Consider the following 21,591-nt stretch of genomic DNA (forward strand, 5'->3'; position numbering starts at 1 on the left):
TGCGGGGCGCTCACTTCTTGATCTCAGAGATGTGCGGGGGCGTCGATGCCGAGCAGGGTCAGGCCGCCGGCCAGCACCGTCCCGGTCGCTTCGGCGAGCGCGAGCCGGGCACGGTGGGCGGCCGAGGGTTTCTCCTCACCGGCCGGCAGCACGGCGGGGTGCAGATCGGACAGGAACGTGTCGGCCACCTGGACCAGGTGCCGGGTCAGCCGGTCGGGCGCGCGGTGCCGGGCCGCGGCGAGCAGCACCCGCGGGTGGTCGGCGAGGAGCGCGGTCAGCGCGGCCTGCTCCGGTACGTCGCCGGGCTCGGCGGCGAGACCGAGCGCCGCCGCGTTCCGGCCGAGGGCGGCGGTGCGGGCGTGTGCGTACCGGACGCGGAAGAGGGGGTTGGACGCGCGCTGGGCGAGGTGCGCGGCGCGGTCCTCGGCGTCCGCCAGGTGCGGGTGGTCGTGCGCGGCGGGGTGCAGCAGGGCCCAGCGGGCCGCGTCCCGGCCCAGCGGGACGGGGTCGGCGGGGGCGGGCACGGGGCGGACGTTCACCTCGAGGGGGACGGGCCGCTCCGGGGTGCCCCAGGCGGCGACCTCGGCGCCGAGGACGTCGGTCCACGCACGCGGGGGCGCGGCCGCGCAGCTCGTCCGGACGAGGGCGCCCTGGGCGCGCAGGACGCGGGCGGCGGCGTCCATGGCGACGACGGCGCGGACCTCGCACGGCGCATGCAGCCGGACCGGCTCGCCCGTGAGGCCGTCCGCATGTCCGTAGCGCTCGCCGGAGCGGAGGATCCCGGCGACCAGGTCACCGGCCGCGGACGGGCGGAGGCTGAAGTTCAGGAAGCCGGGACCGGTGATCGCGACCTCGGCGATGCCGTCCGCGTCCCCCAGGTACGCGCGCAGGGTCTCGGCGACCCGGCGCGGCGGGAGGGCGGCGGGGCCGGCCAGCTGGAGGGCGACGTTCGTCGCGTAGTCCCCGTGTCCGCCGGGCCGCGGCGGCTCGACCACCACCCGCGCCCGCCCGGACTCCACGCTCGCGGCCGCGTCCATGCCGAGCTCGCCGTCCTCGACCGCGCGGCGCACGGCGCGCAGGACGGTATCGGTGAGCTCGGTGGGGGTCACGGGGTAAGCGTAGGCGAGGAGGGGGGTGGGTAGGCGAGTCGGTTTACCCGATGGTCCGCGATGCGGACGCCCCGTCCTGCGGGCCGCTCAGCCGCCGGTCCGCCCGGCCCGCTCGGTCTCCTCCGACCCGCTCACCGGACGCTGCTCGCCCCGCGCCCGGCCGCTCTCGGCCAACCGCCGTACGACGCGCACCAGTTCCCCCGGCTCGAAGGGCTTGGACAGAAAGGCGTCGACCCCGACGTCGAGCCCGCTCTCCACCTCGTACTGGGTGCAGGCGCTGATCACGACGATGGGCAGGTCGCTGGTGCGCGCGTCGGCCCGGAGCCGGGCGGCGGCCCGCAGTCCGTCGAGCCGGGGCATGACCACGTCGAGCGTGACGACGTCGGGCCGCACCTGCTGCACGACCTCCAGGCATTCGGCACCGTCGGCCGCGGTCACGACCTCGAAGCCCTCCAGCTCGAGATTGACCCTGATCAGCTGCCGGATCACCTTGTTGTCATCCACCACAAGGACCCGGCCGGACACGCCTGGCACCTCTCGAGAGTAGGTCGGCCCGGGCCACCGCGTCCGGGTTTTCCCCACTTCCGCCCCGTACAGGCGCCCCCGACGGCACACTCCCCCGGCGAAATACCTGTTCATGAGGACCCGATGTGAGCTGGTAGGGTTCTACCCGTCGCCCCGCACCGCGAGGCGCACGCCCCCGTAGCTCAGGGGATAGAGCAACGGCGTCCGGAGCCGTGTGCGCAGGTTCGAATCCTGCCGGGGGCACTCGCCTAGGATCAGCAGAAATCATGCGCTGACCAGGGCGGATGCCGACAACGAAGAGCGGGAACCAGTCTCACTGGGTCCCGCTCTTTCGCGTTGTTGTGCATTGATCGCGATAGACCTGCGATAGAGCCCTCGCGCTCCCGGCTCCGGTCAGCCCCAGCCCATCGCCCGCTCGATCTTCGCGTTGTTCTCCGCCTCGGTCTCGTCGATGACGCCGGCGTACCGGCGGTGGATCACCTCGGGGGAGTTCCCCGCTCGGCGTGCCACCTCCGCGACCGGCAGGCCCGCGCGGAGCCAGTTTGTGATGCATGTGCTCCGCAGGTGGTACGGCTTCTGAGCCAGGGGCGAGGCGACCTTGTTCGGAGGGAGTGCCAGGGGACGGGTTTCCTGCCAGACCCGCCAGTAGCTCGATGACCCGAGCACGCCCCCGCGCTCGTTGTGGAAGACGCGCCCGTCCTTGGCTGTCCCGAACTCCTTCAGGTGAGCCCGGAGCATCGCCACGAGGACGGGCGGGATCGGGACTACGCGTTCCTTTCCGCGCTCTCGGGACTTCAACCCGCGGCGGTCGTGGCGCTCGCCGGAGTCGGTCCACTTTTTGCCAGAGACCGGCCGCGTCTCGCGCAGGGTGAGCGTCCCCCAGCCCTTCTCTGGCAGGTCGCAGTCCGTCCGCTTCAGTCCCACGCCTTCTGCCGGCCGCATTGCGGCGTACAGGATGCAGCCGAAGAACGCGACCAGGCGCCGCCCACGGTTTCGGTTGACTGAGCCGATATACGACACCGCTGTGAGGAGCTGTCTGCCTTGAACCTCATTGACCAGGACTCGGGGGTCCACCTGGTCGCTACCTGACGCAGTAGGGCGCCTGAGACCTGCGAGGGGGTTCTCTTCGAGATAGCCCTCCTGGATCGCGTACTCCATCGCGGTGTTGAACCCGCGGCGGCGACGCTTGTACGTGTCCGAGGCGGCCGGGCTGTCGTCCAGCTTGAACGACAGCCGGTAGTGCACCTCCCTCACCACCTTGGGGTCGTTGAGCGCGGATACGCGCAGCGAGTGCTCTTCGAGCCACGTGCAGACCGGGCCCAGTTCCTCTGGTGGCTCCTCCTTCTCGTGAGCCGGTACGACGTTCCAGCGCACGGCGAGCCGTACGTCTTCGAGGCTCGGTTGACCGCTCGCGTCCCCGAACATCGCGAGCGCGACGGAAGCGAGGCTGTCCGCCAGCCCTTCGCGGGTCTTCGCCGCGTCTCCGCGCCAGCGCGTGGCCATGTACTCGCGGGAGAAGTCGAACCAGGTCGGGTCCCGGCGGACCTGGGCAGCGGCTTCAGCGGCGCGAACCTCCGACGCCGGCAGGCCATCCGAGATTCGGAACGGCTCGCCCTTGTTCATGCACTGCCGGAGCTGGGAGCGGCGGCTGTCCGCGAGCGTGACCGTGGCGAAGGTCGCGCTGCTGACCTTCCCGCCGACCTTCCAACGGAGCTGGTAGGGCCGCGTCTTGCTGTTGATCCGGCCCACCTTCCACAGCCGTACGTCGAGGGAGAACCCCTCCGGGGCCGGGCTGTCGATGTGCCCGGCCCCACGGTTGGCGTTGCTCATGCGGCTTCCTCCAGGGAGGTCAGCCAGCGGTTCAGCTCGGACCTACGGATGCGCACGGCGCCGTTAGGGAGCTTGATGGACTTGGGGCCCTTTCGGCACTGCCGCCAGCGGTAGAACGTCGCTCGCGGTACGCCGATTTCGGCGATCACCTGGGGGATGGTCAGCATTTCGTCGCGAGGGTTGGACACGACTACTCCTTGCACGGGGAGGGAAGCGACTGCGGGCTTCTTCGAGGCGTGCTTGTCCGAGGTTCGGATTTCTGCGTCACAGCGTCACGTGCGTCATCTATGCCGTTGACCTGCGGGTATCCGTGACGGAGAGGGACGGGAGTGCGTCACGGCTGCGTCACCTGTGTCACTGGGGCGTGACGCAGGTGACGCAGGATGACGCAGCCGATCGGGTTCTGCGTCACGCCTATTTTGGCTGGTCAGGTGGCGGTTTCCGTCGCGCGTGACGCAGGTGACGCAGCGTTCCCCTACTTAGGAAAAGGAGGGGGTGGTGTCTGTTGTTGTGCGCGGCTCAGGACTTGAAGAAGGAGCCGCTGCGCGGCACGTCCTTCGGGCGGTGCTGCGCACCGAACAGCAAGAGGAGCACCTGGCGCGGCGTCGCCCCGGGTGCTCTTCTTGCTGTTGTGCGGTGACTTCGCGCTCAGAACGCGGCCTCCTGCTGCTCCCCGGGTGCCGGGGCGGGCTCGGTGAGTTCGATGTAGCGGGCCTCGCGGGTGCGTCCCCAGTCCACGTTCAGGCCGCGAGCGGCGAGGGTGGGCTGAAGCCGCTTGAGCCGGTCCGAGAGCACTTTGCCGGTGGTCGGCCAGCCCTTGGGCAGCGGCCGGCAGTCCTCGCCGCTGTACAACCGGGTGAGCAGGTGCAGCCACTCCGCGGACGTCATCCGCTCCTGTGCCCCGGGCGGCATGCCGGCCGCGTACTCAAGCACGGTCTGGGCGAGCAGATCCCCCTCGATCACGTCGTCGTTCAGGTCATCGAGTCCGGCCCGGTAGGCGGGCAGGGCCCCCAGGCCCATCGCGATGTCGAGCTGCGCGCACAGGTGCGCGAAGTCCGCCATGCGCAGGTCCGTCGGCGTCTCCGCGGCGGCAGCGCGGACCTTGACCGCGAGATCGAGCAGGGACCCGAGCATGACGGGCAGGGCAGGGGCGTACTCCGCCCACAGCTCCGCCTCTGTGCGCCGCACCTTGGGCCGTTCCAGGCGGAGCGGCAGGAGTCGTTCGGCAAGGTCGGGGCGGATGACGCCGACGTCGATGCCGGTCAGCAGGAGCGGGCGGCGGTAGCGGGCGCGGAAGACGTCTCCGTCGGTGAACAGGGCCCGTTTGACGGACTCGGCGCCGGTGACGATGCAGCACATGGCGTCGGACAGGTCCGGCGTCATGTGGGAGAGGTTGTCGAGCGCGGTGACCCATCCTGCGGCGACCGCGGCGATCAGGTTGTCCTCGTCTTTCGGTGCCCGTCGCAGGTCGCTGCTCATGCCTTCGATGAGCCGGATGAGCATCCGGCCGGCGGTGGACTTTCCCGCGCCCTGGGGGCCGGTGAGGAACGGGGCGGGGACGGGCACGGAGGGTTCCAGGCAGCCGATCAGCCAGGCCATGGCCAGGCATTCGGTTTCGGCGTTGACGAAGTTGCAGAGCCGAAACAGCAGGTCGATGCCCTTGCCGTTCGTGTCCGTGGCAGGCAGGGGGAGTTCGCCGGTGAGCTGAGTGCGCCGCCAGCACACTTCCTCCGGATCAGGGACGCAGATGTCCCAACCGGTGGGGTGGATGCGGACGGACTGTCCGTCCACGCGCCCCAGGTCCAACCAGGTGGCCCCGTCGAATCCGGGGGCGACGCGGATGTGGACCGACTGAACGTTCTCGGTGAGTGCGAGTGCCTCGATCAAGTCGAGCGCCTCCTTCATCGCAGTGCCGTTGAACATGCCGATGCCGTCCTTGAACAGGCCGACCATGAGTTCCTGGCGGTGGCTTCCGGTGGTGCCCTGAGAGCGGATCGGGCGGGCCACGGGGTGCCCTTTGCGCTGGGCGTAGACGGTTCCGTCGGCGGTGCGGAAGTAGCGGAAGCGCTCTTGCGCGTAGTCCGCGATGACCTTCCTGGCCGGGTTCTTGTCGTCGTCTTCCATGCTCAAAGCCCCAACCGAGTACGCGCGTTGGTCCACGCGTCGGTGCAGTGCCTGGGGCTCTCGCCCTTGACCTGCGCGGCGGTGAACAGGCGGGCGATGTGGTCCTCGGTGAGGCATCCGCACCGGCCGTGGGTGGAGAGCACTGCAAGGAACGTCGCGTACACGGCGTTATGCACGCCGCCTGTCGCGTCGGTGATGCGCTGCTCGGCCATGGAGATCCCACGTTCGAGGTAGACGGGTGTGCGGTGGCGGCACTCCCCGCCCCCAGCCGGCACGGAAACCGTGACCGGCGCGGGTACCGCTGGCTTGGCCGCGGTGAGCGCCCGCACGACGTCGGGCAGCACGGTGATGCGGCCGGTGCCGGGGCCGACCCATCGGGCGTAGGACATCGTGGACTTGATGTCCACCCCGGGCCGTACACCGTTCGCGGACGGCATGGCCCCGGCGTAGAGCCAGTGCTCACCGCGGGTGGTCGGCACTGCCTGTGTGGCGGGCAACGTGTCGCGGGCCCAGGCGATCGCGTCCGCGTGGTCCAGGTCCACGACGGTCAGACCGGCACCGCCCGGGTGATAGGCGACCGCCGCCGCCTCCCGCCACGCCGCCGCCCACTGGGGGGAGTTGAGGGTCCACGGATCGGTGGTAGCTGCGGCCCAGCCGTGGCAGGGGTGCGGGCAGGTGCAGGGGCCGGGGGTCTTCATGTTCGGTCGGCCGCCGCACGCATTGTCGGTGCAGGTGGGGCAGTTCGCGAAGGGCACCTTGCCCCGGCGCAGCGGCAGGATAGGCAGGCCGTCCGCCGCGAGAAGGAGCGCAATGCTGAGCTGATCTCGCCGGATCAGGGCGGGATGGGTCATGCTGGGGTATCTCCTGCTCTCTTGGAGGGATGGGAGAACCCAGGGCGGGCGCGGCTTGTGGAAGAGATGGCGCCCGCCCCGGGCGCAGCTAGTCGCAGAGGCAGTCGGGACGTTCGCCGCTGCCGTCGGCGCCGCACCTGCAGCAGTGCGGATAGACCTCGCCGGTTTCGCCCTCCTCCTCGCACCGGTCGCAGTAGTCGAACTCGTCCTCTTCGTCGTCGAGGTCGTGGCCGCGGGCGCCGATGGGGCTCAGTGCGACGTGGGCCTGTTCGAGCGCGGCGTACAGCGTGTGGGCGGCCCGAGCGGCGTCGTCCGTGGCGGCACGGAGACTGGCGATACGGGCCGAGAGGTCATCGGGACCCTGGTCGCTGTACAGATCACCGCTCTCGTGCTGACGGTCGATGAACGCCTGGACCTGGTGAAGCGCCTGCGGAAGGCGCATGGCGAGCATGGAGAGGTTGCCGACGGTGCTGTAGGCGTCGCCGGGGAAGGCCAGGCCGCTTGCCTCGGGAAGGGTGGCGTAGTTCAGGGAACGGATGGTCTCCGCTGCCTGATCCGTCAGCGCGGCGGCGTTCATGGTCTGGGTGGTCACGTGAGGGCTCCTGTCAGTTGTGCAGGTGAGTGTGGGAGCGGGCGAACGCGCCGCGGGTGTGGCTGGTCACGTGGGTGTTCTTGGTGACCGGCCCGGTGTACGTGTGGTGGGAGACGGAGCGGCGGGCGCGGGAGACCGCGGCGCCAATGGACAGCGCGAAGAACGCCGCTCCGGTGACGAGCACGCCCATGGAGACGACGCCGGTCACGCTCATGGAGGCGAATCCCTTCAGCACGAGCCAGATCCCGCAGCCGATCCCGGTGCTGCCGGCGCCGATACCAATGGAGGCGACCGCGGTCCCGGCCGCCCACGCAGGCACGATCCGCTTGTCGTCCTGCCAGACCGGTGCGGCGTCGCCGACGGTCGGGGACTCGGTGGTGTCGCGGTAGGACGTCGGGATCGGCGGCCGGGGCGGCGCGGGGCGGTAGACGTCGTCGATAATGCGGCGGGCTTCGGCGTTGGCCGCGGCGTCGCTCATCCGCCGCCACCAGTCGGTGGTGTGCTCGGTGTCGCTCACGGCAGGGCCTCCGGTCGGGTCGGTCAGGTGATGTTGGATGCGGTGTCGAGCACGGCCTGTATCGCCTGGCGGATCGTGGTGGACGCTCCGGTGTCGGCGGTGAAGAACCCGAAGAGGAACACCGCGAGCGCGGCACCCGCCCCGACGTAGCGGGAGCGGATCAGTACGAAGGTGAGGAGCCCGAAGAGGGCGACGGCGGACAGGGTCACGATCACGAACGGACCTCCCAGAAACGGCCGGCGGGCAGCCCCCTGAAGTTCGGTGCTGCCCGCCGATGGCTTGTCGTCTGACTTGTCGTGTGGCTTGTCGCTTGTCTTGTCGTCTTGCTTGTCTTGTCGCTTGTCGCCTCCCAGGTCACAAGCCGTTTGAGACCCCTCACGACAACCCGCGGGCGGGTGTTCGTGTGGGCGCGCGACAAGCGACAAGCGCTACTCGTCCGAGGGCTGTTCGGGAGCGTGGTCGCGGTGGACGTAGCGGGCTTTGGTGCCCTCTCCGATCCGTACCGCCGTGCCGTTCTCGGTCCACGTCTTGAGCCAGCCGACGACCGTCTGACGGGTCGTGCCGAACTCGTCCGCGAGGGCGCGGGCGATCGCGGATGCTCCGGTGCCCTCGGGTCCGGCCGCGCGCAAGGCGGCGAGCGCGGCCTGTTGCGCCGGGCTGTCCTGCTCCGCCTGGCCTCGCAGCGCGGACAGGTTCAGTCCCGACGCTGGCGGCGGCGCATCAGGGTCGGGTGCGGTGGCGAACTGGGCGTCGATCTCCTCACGGAACCGACGCAGCAGCTCATCCTCGCCACCCGGCTTCTGCGCCCGCTCGGTGCGGTGCGCGGACAGATTCAGCCCGCCCGCCGCTCCGCCGGCCGCCTGCTCGGGCGTGTGCGGGGTGAGATCGCGCATCCACGCGGTGCGCTCCGCATCCCAGCGCCGCGCGTAGTCGGGCCCGGCGGCCCTGGCGGACACATCGTCCAGCCGCGGGTGCCGGTCGGACGTGGCGACGGTGATGTCGCGGATCTGCGAGGGCTTGATCCGCCACGCCTTGCACAGCGCGCCCGGGGACTCGGGAGTGCCCATGAATCCGGCGCCCTTGAACGGCGCCTGATCCACGCGCAGTCCGCGGCGGCCCGGGAACATCTTCGACAGGTCCATGCCCTCGGTTTCGCCGCCGGTCAGGGCAACCCTCACCTTGGCCTCGCGGCGGATGAGGAGGTTGCCCAGCACACTTCCGGTAGCCCCGAGAGCGGTGATGACCGTGCGCCCGCCCATGGAGCGGTGCATGCGGATGAACTCGTAGATCCGCTTGGCGAGTTCCTTCATCTGCCGGTCCGTGGACACCAGGATTTCGGCGCCCTCGTCGATGACCAGCATGATCTGGGGAATCTTCGCGCTTACCGGAAGCAGGTCGGTGTCGTGCTTGGCCATCAGGTCCTGATAGCCGCGCTTGCGGGCCAGCCCGATGGCGATGGCCGCATCCAGAAGCTTCAGCGCTTCCTCGTACGTCCCGGCCAGCCAGTCCACGCCGGGCCGCACCGGGGAGCCGTCCTCCTGCTTGAGTTCACCGGTCAGTGCGGGGCGTACCCAGGGCAGGCCGGCCGATCCGGCGTTCAGGTCGATCACCCACGTCAGTACGTCCGTGGTACGGGCGAACCCGGCCAGGATCGTGTGGAGCAGGTTGGTTTTGCCTGATCCGGTCGGTCCGACCACTAGCGCGCACTGCTCGCGCAGATAGGCGAGCACGTCGTCACCGTTCGTCCGGAATACCCACGGGATGCCTGTCAGGATCGAGAGCGGGCTGTAGTCCTCGGGGTAGGTGCGGGCCTCGGAGAGGACGTTGCGGGTGGTGACGTCCACAATCGCCCGGCCCTGGTGAACTCCCGGGCCCACGGCGGCGGTGCAGCCGTGCGGGAGCTTGGCATCGGCGGACAGGGCGCCGGAGTGCTGGGCGATGCGGTCGTAGGTGATGCCGCCCTGGGGTTCGATGTCGAGGGAGTAGCCGTTGCCGGTCTCCCACATTTCCACAGCCTTCACCTTCACCGTGATCGAGCAGATCCGGGCGATCCGCTCCACCCATTCCGCGGCGATTGCACGGCGCTCCGCGCTCATCTCCTGCGCGATCGCGCGGCGTTCGGCCGCGAGGGCTTCCTCCTCGCGGGCCTCCTCGTACAGGGCGACCGACCGGGCGCCGGCGCCCATGCCCACGCCGATGGTGGCGAGGGAGCCGAGGGCGGCCCAGGTGAGGGGGCCGGTTGTCATGGCCCAGGTGGTCCACCCGGCGCCGACCAGCCAGGATGCGGCCTTGAAGGCGAGGGTGCGGCCCGCGTTGCGGACCTTGAGTCCAGCCACAGTGTGGCCGAGGGCGCCGGCGCCGCCGACGGCGAGCGCCCACATGGGCGGCATGCCGGTGGCGGCTCCGGTGGTGGCAACGGCGAGGGCTCCGGTGGTGGCGGACAGGGCGCCGGTCACGGGTCCGTGACCGGCGCTCCAGTCCAGCACCGGGCCGCTCGCCTGGTTCTTCTTGGCGGTAGCGGCAGCGCTCATGTCAGACGTTCCAACCCTTCTCGGCCTCCGGACCGTTGCGGGGGTCCTCGTGGCGGGCGATGTCCTGCTCGTGGGCCTGGCGGAACAGCGGCCCCATGTCCTCAGCGACCGCGACCGCGCTCATCAGGGCGCCGAAGATGTCGTTGAAGCCGTCCGCGACCTCCTTCTCCAGCGGAAACTCCGAGTCGGAGCGCTCCGCGAGCGTCTTCATCACGTTCGCGACCGACGTGATCGCGGCGGGCAGGGACTCGACCATGGCGAGGATCTCCATGGCGTTCTCGGGGTCGTAGGACTGCGCGGCCTGCTCCATTTCCGCCGCGTGCTCTTCGAACTGGAACCCAGACACGTGCTCTCCTTCGCTGGTGGACGTGGTGTCGGTGCTGTTCGCGACCGGTACGGCGGGTCGTGCCACCTGGTCGCCGATCCCATCGGTGCTGTCCTCGGTGGCCGCCCTCTCTGTGGCGTCCTCAGCCGCGGCCTGCTCGTCGCGGATCGCCGCATCCCGCCGGCCGCGCTCCTCACGAGCCGATCCGGTCAGGCGCCGGTACAGGCGCCGGCCGGGGTGCACGAGCCAGGACCAGCCCAACTTCCGGCCCAGCGGGCTGGTCAGGAGACCGAGCAGACCGAGCGGCAGCGCGAGCAGAGTCGCGAGCGCGCGGCGCCCGTGGAACCGTGCTGCAGAACGGCGCAGCGCCTTGCGGGCGGCCTGCCTGGCGGGGGCCTTGCGCACGTTCGAGCGGCCACCGGCTACCTTCCGCGCGGCGCCAGCATCGCGGCGCGCCCGATGCTTGGCGATCGCCGCCTGCTGCACCGCACGCGCTTTGCGACTCGCGCCCCCGAGTATCCGCCCGGCCAGGCCGCCCGTACGCGAACGCCTCTTGCCACCGGGCTTGTTCGCGCTGTTCTTCGGCGTGTGCGGCTTGGTGGTGTTGCGGCGCGCGTCGGCCACCGCGCGGCGGGCCGCGGACGTCTGCGCACGCTTCTGCGCCCGCGAGGCACCGGCCTGCTGACTCGCTTTCCGCAGCGCCCTGACTTGCCCCGCCTTGGCGGCGAGCCCGCCTCCCGCGCCGCCGCGACTGGTCTTGGCGGCGCCGGACTTGTGCAGGGAGGCCGGGGCGCGGTGCTTGCCCGCCCCCGACCGGCCCTGCCCCGGACCGGCCGGGGTCTTGCGGTGCTTCTGGCCGGGGACTTTGCCCCCGCTGCCAGCTGCGCGCCCGCCACCCGAACCGTGCTGGCGTCCGGCGGCGTTGAGGCCACCGGAGCGATGGCGGGCGGCGTGCTGCCGGGCCGCGGTGCGAGCAGCGGCTCGCCGTGCGGCCCGCTTCGGGCGCGGGTTGCGGCTGCGGTAGGAGGCAACCGTGCCGAGCACGGCCATGCCGGTCGCGGCGACCACTGCGCCGATCGGGCCGCCGGCCAGTCCGGCGGCGGCGATCGTGGACACGGTGGCGTTCGCGCCGGACAGGGCGAGCGGGGCGACCGGCCAGCCGCCCGGCGAGTCTTCTACCTGCGGGTTCTTCTCGCTCGCCTTGTCCACAGCCTGTGCAGGCGGCGGGGCGGGCGGGGTGTCGGTGGCGGCGGGGGCCACTACCGCTTCCGTGTGGGTGTCGGTCATGCTGAGAGCACTCCTTCCGGAGTGAACAGCAGGACCCGAACGCGCTGGTGAGAAGGTGGCGTTCGGGTCCTGCGCCGGTATGAGGGATGCGCTGTTCAGACGTAGTCGTGAGCGGGATGGGCGGCGGCGATCTCCTGCCAGCGGCGGTTCTCCGCGGCGTCCACGTTCTGCACGCGGACCTCGAAGGAGCAGCCCGGCTCCGTGCAGCGGTGCAGCGTCCCGGCCAGTGCGCGGGTGAGCTGCGCCAGCATCTGCAAGCCCGAGGACAGGATCGCCAGACTGCACGGGATGATCAGGCCGATCGGTACGCCGAACGAGTCGAGGCGCACCCCGATCCACACCGCCAGGGCGAGCGTGAACAGCAGGGTGACGGCCTCCAAGACACGGAGCCGGTTCGTGTTCTGTGCCATGAGGAAACTCCCAGGTCAGTGAAGGGATTTCAGGCAGCGCGCTGTTCCTTGGCAGCGATGCACAGGCCGCACATGCGGCGCGAGGGCGGGATGACGTATCCGGCATCACGCGCGCACTCCGGGCACCGCCGGCGGGCGGCATTCGCTTTCGCCAGGGCCGCCCACCGGGCCGGCGTCATCGGACGCACCGGCTTGGCCAGGTCGATCCGGTACAAATGCGCGACCAGCGGGCCACGGCGGCGGCGCGGGCGCTCTAGCTGTGCGGCTACGTCCTGGCCTCCCGGGCGTAGACCAAGCGCCCGCAACTGCCGCACCGTGGCGTAGCCATCCGGGGCCAGGCGCCACCGGTAGACGGGCAGCGAGGCCATCAGGCAGCCACCTCCACTTCGGCGGGATGATGCTCGCGGCGGGCGAGATGACGGAGCCGAGCCGGTTGGTTCGGGACGGCTCGTGCTCCCCATCCGTCAGCGATGAAGTCCCGTCCGATGTGTTCGGTGTAGGCGGGCGGGATGGCCTCGGTGAGTTCCTCGTGGACGTCGGTCCACGTGATGCCCATGGCCTGCTGCATCTCGCGGATGCTGCCCTTGCCACCGCCCTTTCCGTACGCGGCGATGTACGGGCCATCGCGCCACACGCCGTGCCGCCAGCCCCGCACCGGGCCACGATGCGGCTTGTGCGGCGCGGCGGTGGGCTGCCAGTACAGGCCCAGCTCGAAGTAGCGGTGGCGCAGGACCGCCAGCCCGAACATCTCCCCACACAGCAGAAGGTCTTTGCGCAGGTCGGCGCCCTGGACGTTCTCGATGACGTACGGGACGCCGTACCACTCGCACACTTGCCGGACCTGCGGGATGAGGTCGATGTGTGAGCGGCGACCCCGGTTGGTGCCCTTGGTCAGGGCACACGACGCCTGGCACGGCGGGGAGTAGTGGACCAGGTCGAAGTCCTGGCACAGCTCCCGCGCCGCGTCCAGCGCGTCACCCTCGACGAACGGGAACGGGTACGAAGAGCGCCGGACGATATCGACGCCGACGACGTCGAACCCGGCCCGCCAGTAGCCCATCGAGGCGCCGCCTGCGCAGCAGAACAGATCCAGCACACGCGGCCGGCGCCACCGAGGCTTGAGATCCGTGGCCATCACTGGCTCGCGATGGCCAGCGGCGCCCCGGTGTGCTCCGGGTCGCGCAGGCCGGCGTAGCGACCGGAGACCCAGCCGACCGACCAGCCGCACAACTCGGCCGCCTGCCGCACCGACAGACCAGCCCCGAACGCCACGGTCACGATCCGGCGCGCCTCGCCCTCGTCCAGCTTGCCCGCGGCGGGCCCGCGCTCCAGGAGCGCGGCGCGTTCACGGGTGATCCGGTCCTCGCGTTCACGCTGTTCACGAGCCGCGGCCCGATCCCGCTCCTGCTGCTCGGCCTCGGCCCGCTCGCGGACCTGGCGTTCAAGCATCTGCCGTTCGTGTTCACGCTGTTCACGCTCGTGTTCACGGCGTTCACGAGCCTCCCGCTCCAGGGCTTCCGCCCGCTCGCGGGCCTCGCGCTCCTCGCGGGCCCGACGCTCCTCCCGCTCCGCTTGCTCACGGGCCAAAGCGGCCTCATGTTCTCGCTGTTCACGAGCCAGCGCGGCGGCGTTCTCGCGCTGCTCCCGCTCGTCTTGACGGCGCCGCTCGGCATCCGCCAGACGCTGCTGTGCGCGCCGCTCGCGCTCCGCATCCTCCGCTGCCTTGTGCGTCGCCTCAGCGGCGGCGATGGCCCGGCGGTAGGCGAGGCTCGCCTCCGCCGTGACGATCAGCAGCAGCGGGGCGACCGAGTGGACAGCCACGCCGACCAGGTCCTTCTTCAGCGCAGAGTCCGCCGTGTTGAGCGCCAACGTCATGAGACCGGTCATCCAGCGCAGCACGACCGGCCAACGGCCACCGTGCCCGCCCAGGCGCGACAGAACGTCATCGAGCTTGACCACGATCACCACCGCCGCATCAACCACGAGCGGCAGAATCGGCGCGGTCCAGTCCCAGTCATCGGCCGTATGCCGAGCCATCAACGGCGTGACGGTGAGGATCGAGTACAGCATCGCCCCGCACACGATCAACCACGTGCCACCCGACAGGGCGCGCTCTGCTGAACGCGTCTGAACACTGTTCATGCCGCCCCCCGCATCGACTCCGCGACTGCCCGATACACGCGGCGAAACCCGTTCGAGGCGGCGCTGTAGATGAACGCCTCACACGACCACTGGCACTCGTACGGCGAGCGTTCACCGCGCGGCCCCCACACGTGATCGGCCGGGTAGCCGTGCACCGACATGTCCGCGTACGCGGCCTCGCGGGAGGCGTAGACGGCGTGCGGCTCGCCGTAGTGGAACAGCACGGTGATGGCCTGCCCCTCCACCGGTTCAGCCGCCAGCTCCTCACGCAGCCGACGCAGTTCGATCTGTTCGAGCAGCGTCCGCTGTTCGGCCGCGCTCGCCTCCTTCACCGCGTTGGCCAGGAGATAGCGCATCTCGTCGGTAGCTGCCTCGGCGCGCTCCGCACGGTCGGTGACGGCGAACAGCTCCGTGATGTGCCGGCGGGACGCCGCCCTCGCTGCCTCGGTCGCCTCACGGGCCCGCTCGAACGCAGCGTGCCTGTCCGCCTCCAGCAACGCGAGACGCTTCCTGGTGACGATGCGGATCATGCCGCCGCCCCCTTCCGGACCCGACGGGCACGGGTGACGGGACGGGCGAGCGGAACGACGTTGAACAGGTCATCGGCGCGCTCCTCGATCGCCGTGGCGGCGAGGCGGAACGCGTCCTCCGGCAGGCCGGGGTTGTCGGCGAGGATGTCGCGGGCCGCGTCCAGGCGGGCCGCTCGCTCCATCTCGCTCTCGCCCTCCACCCCCAGCCACAGCTCAACCGGGGTGCCAAGGGCCAGTTCGATGAAGTCGTTGCCGGTCAGGGCCTGTTGGCCGTTGATGTACGCACGCATGACGAAACTCCTGATCACTGGAGGGATGGAAGAGATCCAGAGGCGGGCGCGGCTTGTGGAAGAGATGGCGCCCGCCCCTGGGCGGAAAGAGAGCGCCCCGGCCGGGAGTCGAACCCGGCCTACGACCATCGGGGCGATGAAACACGTCAGCATCACTGCTCTGACGTCAGCAGGGCGGCCCACACCAGACGGTGAACCCCGAGATCAAATGGGGTGTACTCCGAACTGATGGGCTTGGCATTGCCGCCGACGACATCACCCGGCCGACACGGGGGCGGTCTCACTCTTGCCGCCTCATGCGTTGGGACCCAGCTGTACCTCCCCACACCCGAAAAGTCAGGTGGCGCTGCCAAGCGCGTAGGGGGAGAGCCACGTCCATCACAGCGGTTTGCCCCCGGACCCTCGCCCTAGGCACCTACCGCGACCGCGGCTCTCGCGTCAGCCCCGCACGATCACTGTCCAGTTGTTTTGCAGGTCAAGCGGCTAGTAGCGCGCTCTGCCGCGGTGGGCTGAGCGACTACTTAACTCTGCCTCAGAGTGCACTGTGAGGCAGAGTCAGTCAAGTACTCCTGCGGAACAAGCCGCGTCGGGCGCTGGTTCTACCTCTTGCGCTTGGGCACTATGAGGCAGAGAACGTCAGGAGATTTGGGGTGCAGATGGTCGAGTGGACGGGCAAGCCCGCCTATCAGCAAGTGGCGGATGCCCTGCGAGGCAGAATCGCCAAGGGCGAGTTCGCGAAGGACGGGAAGCTTCCTTCGATCGCCGACCTCATTGACGAGTACGGAGTCACGGTCACTCCGGTTCGCGAGGCGATCCGGCAGCTCAAGACCGACGGACTCGTGGTCAGCCACCAGGGGAAAGGTGCGTTCCTCACGCCGGACGCCGCTGAGGCTGCGAAGCGAACGGACCCCATGGCCGCCATCGCGGAACTGCGCGATGAGGTCGGGCAGCTCCGTACGTCGGTCAGTGAACTTCGCGACCGTCTCGCCCGGCTTGAGTCTCAGTGACCGCCGTTGCCATCCGAGGCGCCGGCGACCGGTCGCTGCACTCTCGCTTTGGTTCATGAGCACCTCCGGTTTGGATGTGCTCAATTCCACAACGGGAGGCCGTAACTCGGTATCACGAACTCTTACTTGACGTAGTCTCAGCTCTTTTAAACGCTCGCTTATACGCGCTCTATCACCAGGTTTCGCTGAGCTACACAGGCCGCTACACTCGCGGCTCCAGGCAGCTACCCCAGGGGGAACTATGGCTAGCACGGTAAAGACGAACCCATTGCGCCAATTTCGGGATGAGTTTCAACTCACCCTGGAAGAGGTGGGGGACAAGCTGCGGGATATCGCAGAGCGACACAAGCTGAACGTCGCCGCGAACTTCCAAACCATCTGGAATCACGAGAACGGTACCCGCCCCAACGTCCATTACCGGCGCGCCTATTGCATCCTCTACCGCCGCAGTGAGGCAGAACTCGGGTTCCGACCGCCGCTCCCCGGAGAAGGACCTCAAGTGATAAGTGCTCCCGCACATTTGGAACGAACGCTCGTCGAGCCGTCTGAGGCAATCAGGAGGGCGCTGGGGAGTATTCATCCGGGGACGGGTGACGCGGATGCTGACGCCCTCCGAGAGTGCGTAATCGACGCGTGGCGCCATCGGACTACCGGCACAGGAAGTGTGGCGTCAGGCCCATCGGTGGTGCTGGTCGGAGGGTTTGCCGGTTCGGGGAAGTCGGAATTCGCCAAGTTCTTGGGCGGCCTTACGGGGTGGACCATCCTGGACAAGGACACTCTCACGCGGCGGCTCGTGGATCAGCTCCTCGTGGCCCTCGGCGGCGAGGCGCACGACCGCAGCTCGGATCTGTACCGCGAGAAGGTCCGCCCGCTCGAATATCACTGCCTCATTGAGGTGGCGAAAGAAAACATCCGCAACGGAATTTCCGTGATCCTCGATGCCCCGTTCGTCGCAGAGTTCTCGCAGGCGGATTGGATGCGGCGATTTGAGAACTTCTGCCGACCCCGCCAGGCTCAGCTCTCCACGATTTGGGTCGAATGTGACGCCGAATCCATGCGCGAGTACATCGAGTTCCGTGGCGCGGCACGCGACATGTGGAAGATGGAAGCGTGGGATGACTACCTCGGGTCGCTTGACTTGAATATGCGCCCTCAAGGTTCGCACTTCGTGGTGGACAACCGACTTGGCGGAGCCGTAACCCTCGTGGACGAAGCCCGGGACGTACTGAACGGCGGCACCCTGTGAGTGCTTCCGGTGTCATCCTGTACGGTCCGCCAGGCTCCGGAAAGGACACCATCTCTGGTGAACTGTCCTCTCTGAATCCTGAGTTTGTCCTGTTTCAACGACTCAAGGCAGGACCGGGCAGGACCACCGGATACCGAGTCACCACATCTGAACGCATCGAGGAGCTGGCGCGCGCAGGTGAGGTTCTGTACCGGAACGCCCGGTACGACGCTGAATACGCAATCGACCGCCCCGAGCTCTCCGCGCTCACCGGCGCCGGGCGAATCCCTGTGCTGCACATGGGGCAGGTGGCAGGCGTGAGCGCTGTCAGCGAGCTCCCGCTGCGCTGGGTGAAGGTGCTCCTGTGGTGCCCGCTCGCAGTGACGGCCGATCGCTGCCAGGGCCGTGGCGACAAGGATGTAGAGGCCCGGCTCAAGGTCTGGCACGAGACCCGACAGGATCTCTTGGACCACGCAGCGGAACCGTGGTCGGCGGTACTCCACACCGATCGGCTCACCGCTTCGGAAGCTGCGCGAATCATCGAGGCGGCCGTGGAGGATGGCGCCGGCACGGTAGAGCGCGATATCCGAGGACTTGTGCAGTGACCGTTCTCGGTGTTCTCCACCCCGGCAGCATGGGCGCGGCCGTCGCGGGCCAGGCCGCATTCGGCGGGTACGAAGTCCTCTGGTGCCCAACAGGGCGTAGCGAAGCGACCATGCGGCGGGCTGGGCAGCAGGGCCTAAAGGCCGTGGCCAGCGTCGGCGAGCTGACCGCACGAGCGGACATCATCCTCAGTATCTGCCCGCCGGCCAATGCGGAGCAGGTCGCGGCGGAGGTCGCGGCCTGCGGGTTCTCGGGAACGTACGTGGATGGCAACGCGGTCGCACCTGGCACCGTTGAGCGGATCGGTGGACTCATGCGCCGGTCAGGCGCCGTGGTGGTCGACGGGGCGATCGTCGGCTCCCCTCCATCCACGTCGAAGAACACGCGGTTGTATCTCTCAGGCCCGCAGGACGCTCTCTCCGTAGTGGCCGCCCTCTTCGCCGACTCCGCCGTACACCCCTACCCGCTAGCGGGGGGACTGGGGAGAGCGTCGGCGCTGAAGCTCGCTTACAGCAGTTACCAGAAGTCGAGCCGCGTACTCGCAGCAGTTGCGTACGCGCTCGCTGCTGAGCACGGCGTGGAGGGTGAACTGCTCGATATCGCGCAACAGCGTACGAGTAGCTACCTCGCGGAGACCGACTACTTCCCCAAGGTGGCAGCGCGCTCTTGGCGTTGGGGCCCCGAAATGCAGGAGGTCGCCCAGGCAATGCGCGAGGCAGGGCTCCCCTCCGAGTTGGCCGAAGCATCCGCTACGGCCATGAGCCGGTGGACCGAGTTCCGGGATTCGCCTCCAAGCCTGTCGCAGGCCATCGCCAGCCTGCACAACGAATCGAGCGAGTCCTAGCGCTCCCGGGCTCGAAGCGCCTCGATGGCCCCCACAACGCTCTCTGCTTCGATGTCGGGCACGTGGGGGCCTTCGGCCCAAGCGCACCCGTGCGACACCCACGCGGTGCGAAGGCCAGCCGCGCACGCTCCGCCGATATCCGTCGTGGGGTTGTCCCCGATCATCCAACCGCCCTCGCTGAGGCGCCGGCCGGACAGCGAAGCTGCCGCCTCAAAGTGCGCCAGCTCCGGCTTCCGGGAGCCGATCTCTTCGGAGACGCAGATCCCGTCGAACGCGGACGCCAGCCCCGTCGCGGCGAGCTTGGCCCGCTGAATCTCTCCAGCGCCGTTCGTGGCAATGCCCAGGGTCCAGCCCTCCGCGCGGAGTGTGGAGAGCGCCTCAGGGACACCGGGGAAGCACCGCACCGACCGGGCGACGCCCGAGATGTACTCCTGCCACAGAGCATCTGCGGGCTCCGCGAGACCCAGCCGTGCGCGCAGGGTCTCGAAGTCTGAGGGGTAGGCCCGCTCGCTCAGCCGCTCGCGAATGATGACTTCGGCTCCGCACTCAAGGCCCCGGGCCCGAACGAACTGGCGCACCCAGGTATCCAGCCCCGCCTGGCGGTCGATGAGAGTGTTGTCGAGGTCGAAGAGTGCTAGCACCTGGGAACCGTACTCGCCGGAAACCGTGCCCTTCGACGGCACCTGCGCATGGTATGCGATAGAGATCGCGTCGTGGCCGCTGCGGGTTTGGAGAGTTGGCAGGTCAGGGCGCGGTTTTGGCTGTGGCGAGGAATGCCCTCCGGAGCCGTGTGCGCAGGTTCGAATCCTGCCGGGGGCACTCGCCGGATCACCTACGAAATTCTGTAGGCGACCAGAGCGGATGCCTGAAGAAGAGGGCGGGAGTCAGTGACACTGACTCCCGCCCTCTTCTCATGCCCCTGAGGGCTCGCACAACGTCGGCCCTGCAGTCCGACCTCGGCAGGTCCTCGACAGGCCCCTTTCAGGGACGGGCCGTTCATCACTCGGCGCGGATTCGGATTCGCGAACTCCGGACCTCCTCCCCGGACACCAAGATGATCTTGGAGGTACGCTGCGGGGCGACTCGACCAGGGGAGGGGTTCGGTGCGAAGAGGACTCTCGATTCTTTTTTCCGTTCTGGCCATGGCGATAGGGATCTCAGTAATTCCTGCGGCGCCCGCTCGGGCGGCAACTGTCTCGGCTGATGCCGAGAACGTTTCCAAGTCCGCGGGGGAACGCTATGCATTGCGGTCCGAAGCCAATGGCTTGTACGTGTCTGCGGATCCGGACAACAACGGGAGAATGACGGCGAAAGCGTCGTCCGTGGGCTCGTGGGAGCGGTTCACCCTGCACACCAACCAGGCCGGTTGGAACATCGCTCTGCGCTCCGAGGCGACCGGCTTCTTCGCCACGTCCGAGCTGGGGGCGAGTGGGGCCTACGAGGGAATGATGCAGGCCCGGGGCGGCGACATCGGCGGATGGCAGCAGTTCGTCGTCGAGTCGCGCGCATCCGATGGGCCGATGCAGGTCGCACTGAAGTCGGTGGCCAACGACAAGTACGTCACCGTGGAACACGCGTCCTTGGGCGACGACAAGGACATGCTCAGAGCCCGGTCGACCACGGTCGGAAGCTGGGAGCGATTCACGCTGGTCCCCCAGGGGCAGCGCGGAACGAGCGGGGGCAGTCCGGCCCCCACCGCTGGATCCGCGTCCAAGTTGAACGTCATGACCTGGAACGTCTGCGCCAACAACAACCCGAACTGCTGGGATGACAACTGGGCCGGAAAGGACCAGTTGTCCGCGGAGATCATCGACCGGCTGGCCCAGCCTGGGAGCGACCACGAGGTCCTGCCCGACGTGATCTTCTTCCAGGAATTCTGCGAGAAGCACGCGAAACCGGTGGAGACGGCCCTGGAGGCCAGAACCGGCCGCGAGTGGGACGTCCGCTTCGCCCCCACCCAGTACGACATCGGGAAGCTCGGCCAGTCCTTGCCAGGTGGCGTGAAGGCGCAGAAGGAATGCGCCAAGGCGGACGGACTCGACCGCGGAGCCTTCGGGGTCGCACTGGCCGTACCGGCATCGAACACCTACTACCGGGGCTTCACGCTGGAATCGCCTGCCGCGCAGCTGGATCGCGACCCCACGAAGAAGGCCGAACAGCGTCCGGCTCTCTGCGCGGACCTGCCCGAGCACGCCGTTCATGTGTGCACGTCCCACTTCAGCGCCGGTAAGGGGTACGACGACCCGAAGGGCGCTTACCGTACGAAGCAAGCCGCGGCACTGATGCAGCTCGCCGATCAGGCGCCCTCGGGGTACCGGGCCGTCTTCGGTGGAGATCTGAACTCCGTGGCACCGGATTCGACCGGGGACGACGGCGGCGACGTGAACCGCACCGCCCTGGTGAGCACCTACGCCTCCTACCGCGAATGCGCCCAGGGCGCGGATCTGAACAGTCCCCGCTCCGGCCCGTCCACTGCGGTGAAGAACGCGGCCGGTGAGGCGACCCAGAAGATCGATTACATCTTCGCACCGCGGAACACCTCGTTCACGTGCGCGGTCTCCGCGACCACCGGCTCCTCGGACCACTGGACGCTCTACGGAACCATCTCGCTGCCGGCCACCTGACAGGCTGCAGAGGGGGCTCGGCCGAGCGGGGCTCACCCCTGGAGGGCGGTCCGCGGGTCGGCGGTGGTGACGGACCGCCAGATGGGAGCGCCCGCGAGGACCGTCGCCCGGTCGGAGCCCGCGTGACCGGGCCGGTCGTCGCGCCGAGGGCGATCGACACCTGCGCCTCGATCTCGCCCTGGCCACGCCGGGGTTGGCGTCACCCGCCGGTGCGCGTTCGCCCCA

At 69.1% G+C, this 21,591-nt stretch carries 23 protein-coding genes and 1 tRNA gene; 6 read left to right on the forward strand and 18 right to left on the reverse strand.

Translation table 11 applies throughout. The features are described from left to right. Positions 1-23: 23 nt before the first annotated feature. Together nrtL and GTW43_RS29020 are read right to left on the reverse strand one after the other, a co-directional pair. Complete coding sequence (nrtL, locus tag GTW43_RS29015) at positions 24-1,109, reverse strand: ArgS-related anticodon-binding protein NrtL (protein ID WP_161304959.1); 1,086 nt, start codon at positions 1,107-1,109, stop codon at positions 24-26. A gap of 87 nt (positions 1,110-1,196) precedes the next feature. Next, positions 1,197-1,748 carry a response regulator gene (locus GTW43_RS29020; RefSeq protein ID WP_161304960.1) on the reverse strand — a complete coding sequence of 184 codons (552 nt, stop codon included), beginning with the start codon at positions 1,746-1,748 and terminating at the stop codon, positions 1,197-1,199. A 57-nt stretch (positions 1,749-1,805) separates the two neighbouring features. On the opposite strand from GTW43_RS29020, the gene GTW43_RS29025 reads away from it, so the two are divergent. Beyond that, a tRNA-Arg gene (locus GTW43_RS29025) sits at positions 1,806-1,877 on the forward strand. Between the two features lie 150 nt (positions 1,878-2,027). On the opposite strand, the gene GTW43_RS29030 is transcribed toward GTW43_RS29025, so the two are convergent. The 15 genes from GTW43_RS29030 to GTW43_RS29100 form a co-directional block, all read right to left on the reverse strand. Further along, positions 2,028-3,464 carry a site-specific integrase gene (locus GTW43_RS29030; RefSeq protein WP_202502079.1) on the reverse strand — a complete coding sequence of 479 codons (1,437 nt, stop codon included), beginning with the start codon at positions 3,462-3,464 and terminating at the stop codon, positions 2,028-2,030. Further along, positions 3,461-3,652 carry a helix-turn-helix domain-containing protein gene (locus GTW43_RS29035; RefSeq protein ID WP_161304961.1) on the reverse strand — a complete coding sequence of 64 codons (192 nt, stop codon included), beginning with the start codon at positions 3,650-3,652 and terminating at the stop codon, positions 3,461-3,463. The genes GTW43_RS29030 and GTW43_RS29035 overlap by 4 nt, the downstream gene beginning before the upstream one ends. 460 nt (positions 3,653-4,112) lie before the next feature. Then, on the reverse strand, positions 4,113-5,588 hold the full coding sequence (locus tag GTW43_RS29040; RefSeq protein ID WP_161304962.1) for an ATP-binding protein: 1,476 nt from the start codon (positions 5,586-5,588) through the stop codon (positions 4,113-4,115). A gap of 2 nt (positions 5,589-5,590) precedes the next feature. After that, entirely contained in the window at positions 5,591-6,439 is an 849-nt protein-coding gene (locus GTW43_RS29045; protein ID WP_161304963.1) for a bifunctional DNA primase/polymerase, read from the reverse strand. An 88-nt stretch (positions 6,440-6,527) separates the two neighbouring features. After that, complete coding sequence (locus tag GTW43_RS29050; RefSeq protein WP_161304964.1) at positions 6,528-7,031, reverse strand: hypothetical protein; 504 nt, start codon at positions 7,029-7,031, stop codon at positions 6,528-6,530. Between the two features lie 13 nt (positions 7,032-7,044). Then, a complete protein-coding gene (locus GTW43_RS29055) occupies positions 7,045-7,548 on the reverse strand; it encodes a hypothetical protein (protein WP_343246144.1) in 504 nt (167 codons plus the stop codon). Positions 7,549-7,571: 23 nt separating this feature from the next. Continuing rightward, on the reverse strand, positions 7,572-7,763 hold the full coding sequence (locus GTW43_RS29060) for a hypothetical protein (protein WP_161304965.1): 192 nt from the start codon (positions 7,761-7,763) through the stop codon (positions 7,572-7,574). A 213-nt stretch (positions 7,764-7,976) separates the two neighbouring features. After that, entirely contained in the window at positions 7,977-10,079 is a 2,103-nt protein-coding gene (locus GTW43_RS29065) for a hypothetical protein (RefSeq protein ID WP_161304966.1), read from the reverse strand. Position 10,080: 1 nt separating this feature from the next. Next, complete coding sequence (locus tag GTW43_RS37710; RefSeq protein WP_202502080.1) at positions 10,081-11,691, reverse strand: hypothetical protein; 1,611 nt, start codon at positions 11,689-11,691, stop codon at positions 10,081-10,083. 95 nt (positions 11,692-11,786) lie between these two features. Continuing rightward, complete coding sequence (locus GTW43_RS29075) at positions 11,787-12,101, reverse strand: hypothetical protein (RefSeq protein WP_161304967.1); 315 nt, start codon at positions 12,099-12,101, stop codon at positions 11,787-11,789. Between the two features lie 29 nt (positions 12,102-12,130). After that, complete coding sequence (locus GTW43_RS29080) at positions 12,131-12,469, reverse strand: RRQRL motif-containing zinc-binding protein (protein ID WP_161304968.1); 339 nt, start codon at positions 12,467-12,469, stop codon at positions 12,131-12,133. Then, positions 12,469-13,236 (reverse strand): DNA cytosine methyltransferase, encoded by a 768-nt coding sequence (locus GTW43_RS29085; RefSeq protein ID WP_161304969.1) that lies wholly within the window; start codon positions 13,234-13,236, stop codon positions 12,469-12,471. Before GTW43_RS29085 ends, GTW43_RS29080 begins: the two co-directional genes overlap by 1 nt. Continuing rightward, complete coding sequence (locus GTW43_RS29090; RefSeq protein WP_161304970.1) at positions 13,236-14,243, reverse strand: DUF2637 domain-containing protein; 1,008 nt, start codon at positions 14,241-14,243, stop codon at positions 13,236-13,238. The genes GTW43_RS29085 and GTW43_RS29090 overlap by 1 nt, the downstream gene beginning before the upstream one ends. Beyond that, positions 14,240-14,773 (reverse strand): hypothetical protein, encoded by a 534-nt coding sequence (locus GTW43_RS29095; protein WP_161304971.1) that lies wholly within the window; start codon positions 14,771-14,773, stop codon positions 14,240-14,242. Before GTW43_RS29095 ends, GTW43_RS29090 begins: the two co-directional genes overlap by 4 nt. Next, positions 14,770-15,063 carry a hypothetical protein gene (locus GTW43_RS29100; RefSeq protein ID WP_161304972.1) on the reverse strand — a complete coding sequence of 98 codons (294 nt, stop codon included), beginning with the start codon at positions 15,061-15,063 and terminating at the stop codon, positions 14,770-14,772. Before GTW43_RS29100 ends, GTW43_RS29095 begins: the two co-directional genes overlap by 4 nt. Before the next feature lie 656 nt (positions 15,064-15,719). On the opposite strand from GTW43_RS29100, the gene GTW43_RS29105 reads away from it, so the two are divergent. From GTW43_RS29105 to GTW43_RS29120, 4 genes are all read left to right on the forward strand, one after another. Beyond that, positions 15,720-16,070 (forward strand): winged helix-turn-helix domain-containing protein, encoded by a 351-nt coding sequence (locus tag GTW43_RS29105; RefSeq protein WP_237536876.1) that lies wholly within the window; start codon positions 15,720-15,722, stop codon positions 16,068-16,070. A gap of 241 nt (positions 16,071-16,311) precedes the next feature. Then, complete coding sequence (locus tag GTW43_RS37715) at positions 16,312-17,316, forward strand: ATP-binding protein (protein ID WP_202502081.1); 1,005 nt, start codon at positions 16,312-16,314, stop codon at positions 17,314-17,316. Then, positions 17,313-17,900 carry a guanylate kinase gene (locus GTW43_RS29115; protein WP_161304974.1) on the forward strand — a complete coding sequence of 196 codons (588 nt, stop codon included), beginning with the start codon at positions 17,313-17,315 and terminating at the stop codon, positions 17,898-17,900. Before GTW43_RS37715 ends, GTW43_RS29115 begins: the two co-directional genes overlap by 4 nt. Then, entirely contained in the window at positions 17,897-18,742 is an 846-nt protein-coding gene (locus GTW43_RS29120) for an NAD(P)-dependent oxidoreductase (protein WP_161304975.1), read from the forward strand. Before GTW43_RS29115 ends, GTW43_RS29120 begins: the two co-directional genes overlap by 4 nt. Here the strand turns inward: GTW43_RS29120 and GTW43_RS29125 are convergent. Further along, the gene (locus GTW43_RS29125) at positions 18,739-19,425 is read right to left on the reverse strand and encodes an HAD family hydrolase (protein ID WP_343246145.1); all 687 of its coding nucleotides are present in this window, start codon (positions 19,423-19,425) and stop codon (positions 18,739-18,741) included. The two genes, GTW43_RS29120 and GTW43_RS29125, sit on opposite strands and share 4 nt — an antisense overlap. Positions 19,426-20,043: 618 nt before the next feature. On the opposite strand from GTW43_RS29125, the gene GTW43_RS29130 reads away from it, so the two are divergent. Beyond that, complete coding sequence (locus GTW43_RS29130) at positions 20,044-21,366, forward strand: endonuclease/exonuclease/phosphatase family protein (protein WP_161304976.1); 1,323 nt, start codon at positions 20,044-20,046, stop codon at positions 21,364-21,366. Positions 21,367-21,591: the final 225 nt, after the last annotated feature.

It is taken from the genome of Streptomyces sp. SID5785, assembly GCF_009870065.1.
GTDB lineage: Bacteria > Actinomycetota > Actinomycetes > Streptomycetales > Streptomycetaceae > Streptomyces.

Bases quoted from the DNA above. Each gene is read 5' to 3' on its own strand.
- GTW43_RS29130 (WP_161304976.1), top strand. From the start codon at position 20,044: ATGACGGCGAAAGCGTCGTCCGTGGGCTCGTGGGAGCGGTTCACCCTG.
- GTW43_RS29020 (WP_161304960.1), bottom strand. From the start codon at position 1,748: ATGAACAGGTATTTCGCCGGGGGAGTGTGCCGTCGGGGGCGCCTGTAC.
- GTW43_RS29040 (WP_161304962.1), bottom strand. From the start codon at position 5,588: ATGGAAGACGACGACAAGAACCCGGCCAGGAAGGTCATCGCGGACTAC.
- GTW43_RS29075 (WP_161304967.1), bottom strand. From the start codon at position 12,101: ATGGCACAGAACACGAACCGGCTCCGTGTCTTGGAGGCCGTCACCCTG.
- GTW43_RS29095 (WP_161304971.1), bottom strand. From the start codon at position 14,773: ATGATCCGCATCGTCACCAGGAAGCGTCTCGCGTTGCTGGAGGCGGAC.
- GTW43_RS29045 (WP_161304963.1), bottom strand. From the start codon at position 6,439: ATGACCCATCCCGCCCTGATCCGGCGAGATCAGCTCAGCATTGCGCTC.
- GTW43_RS29065 (WP_161304966.1), bottom strand. From the start codon at position 10,079: ATGAGCGCTGCCGCTACCGCCAAGAAGAACCAGGCGAGCGGCCCGGTG.
- GTW43_RS29080 (WP_161304968.1), bottom strand. From the start codon at position 12,469: ATGGCCTCGCTGCCCGTCTACCGGTGGCGCCTGGCCCCGGATGGCTAC.
- GTW43_RS29100 (WP_161304972.1), bottom strand. From the start codon at position 15,063: ATGCGTGCGTACATCAACGGCCAACAGGCCCTGACCGGCAACGACTTC.
- GTW43_RS29030 (WP_202502079.1), bottom strand. From the start codon at position 3,464: ATGAGCAACGCCAACCGTGGGGCCGGGCACATCGACAGCCCGGCCCCG.
- GTW43_RS29090 (WP_161304970.1), bottom strand. From the start codon at position 14,243: ATGAACAGTGTTCAGACGCGTTCAGCAGAGCGCGCCCTGTCGGGTGGC.
- GTW43_RS29085 (WP_161304969.1), bottom strand. From the start codon at position 13,236: ATGGCCACGGATCTCAAGCCTCGGTGGCGCCGGCCGCGTGTGCTGGAT.
- GTW43_RS37715 (WP_202502081.1), top strand. From the start codon at position 16,312: ATGGCTAGCACGGTAAAGACGAACCCATTGCGCCAATTTCGGGATGAG.
- GTW43_RS37710 (WP_202502080.1), bottom strand. From the start codon at position 11,691: ATGACCGACACCCACACGGAAGCGGTAGTGGCCCCCGCCGCCACCGAC.
- GTW43_RS29105 (WP_237536876.1), top strand. From the start codon at position 15,720: ATGGTCGAGTGGACGGGCAAGCCCGCCTATCAGCAAGTGGCGGATGCC.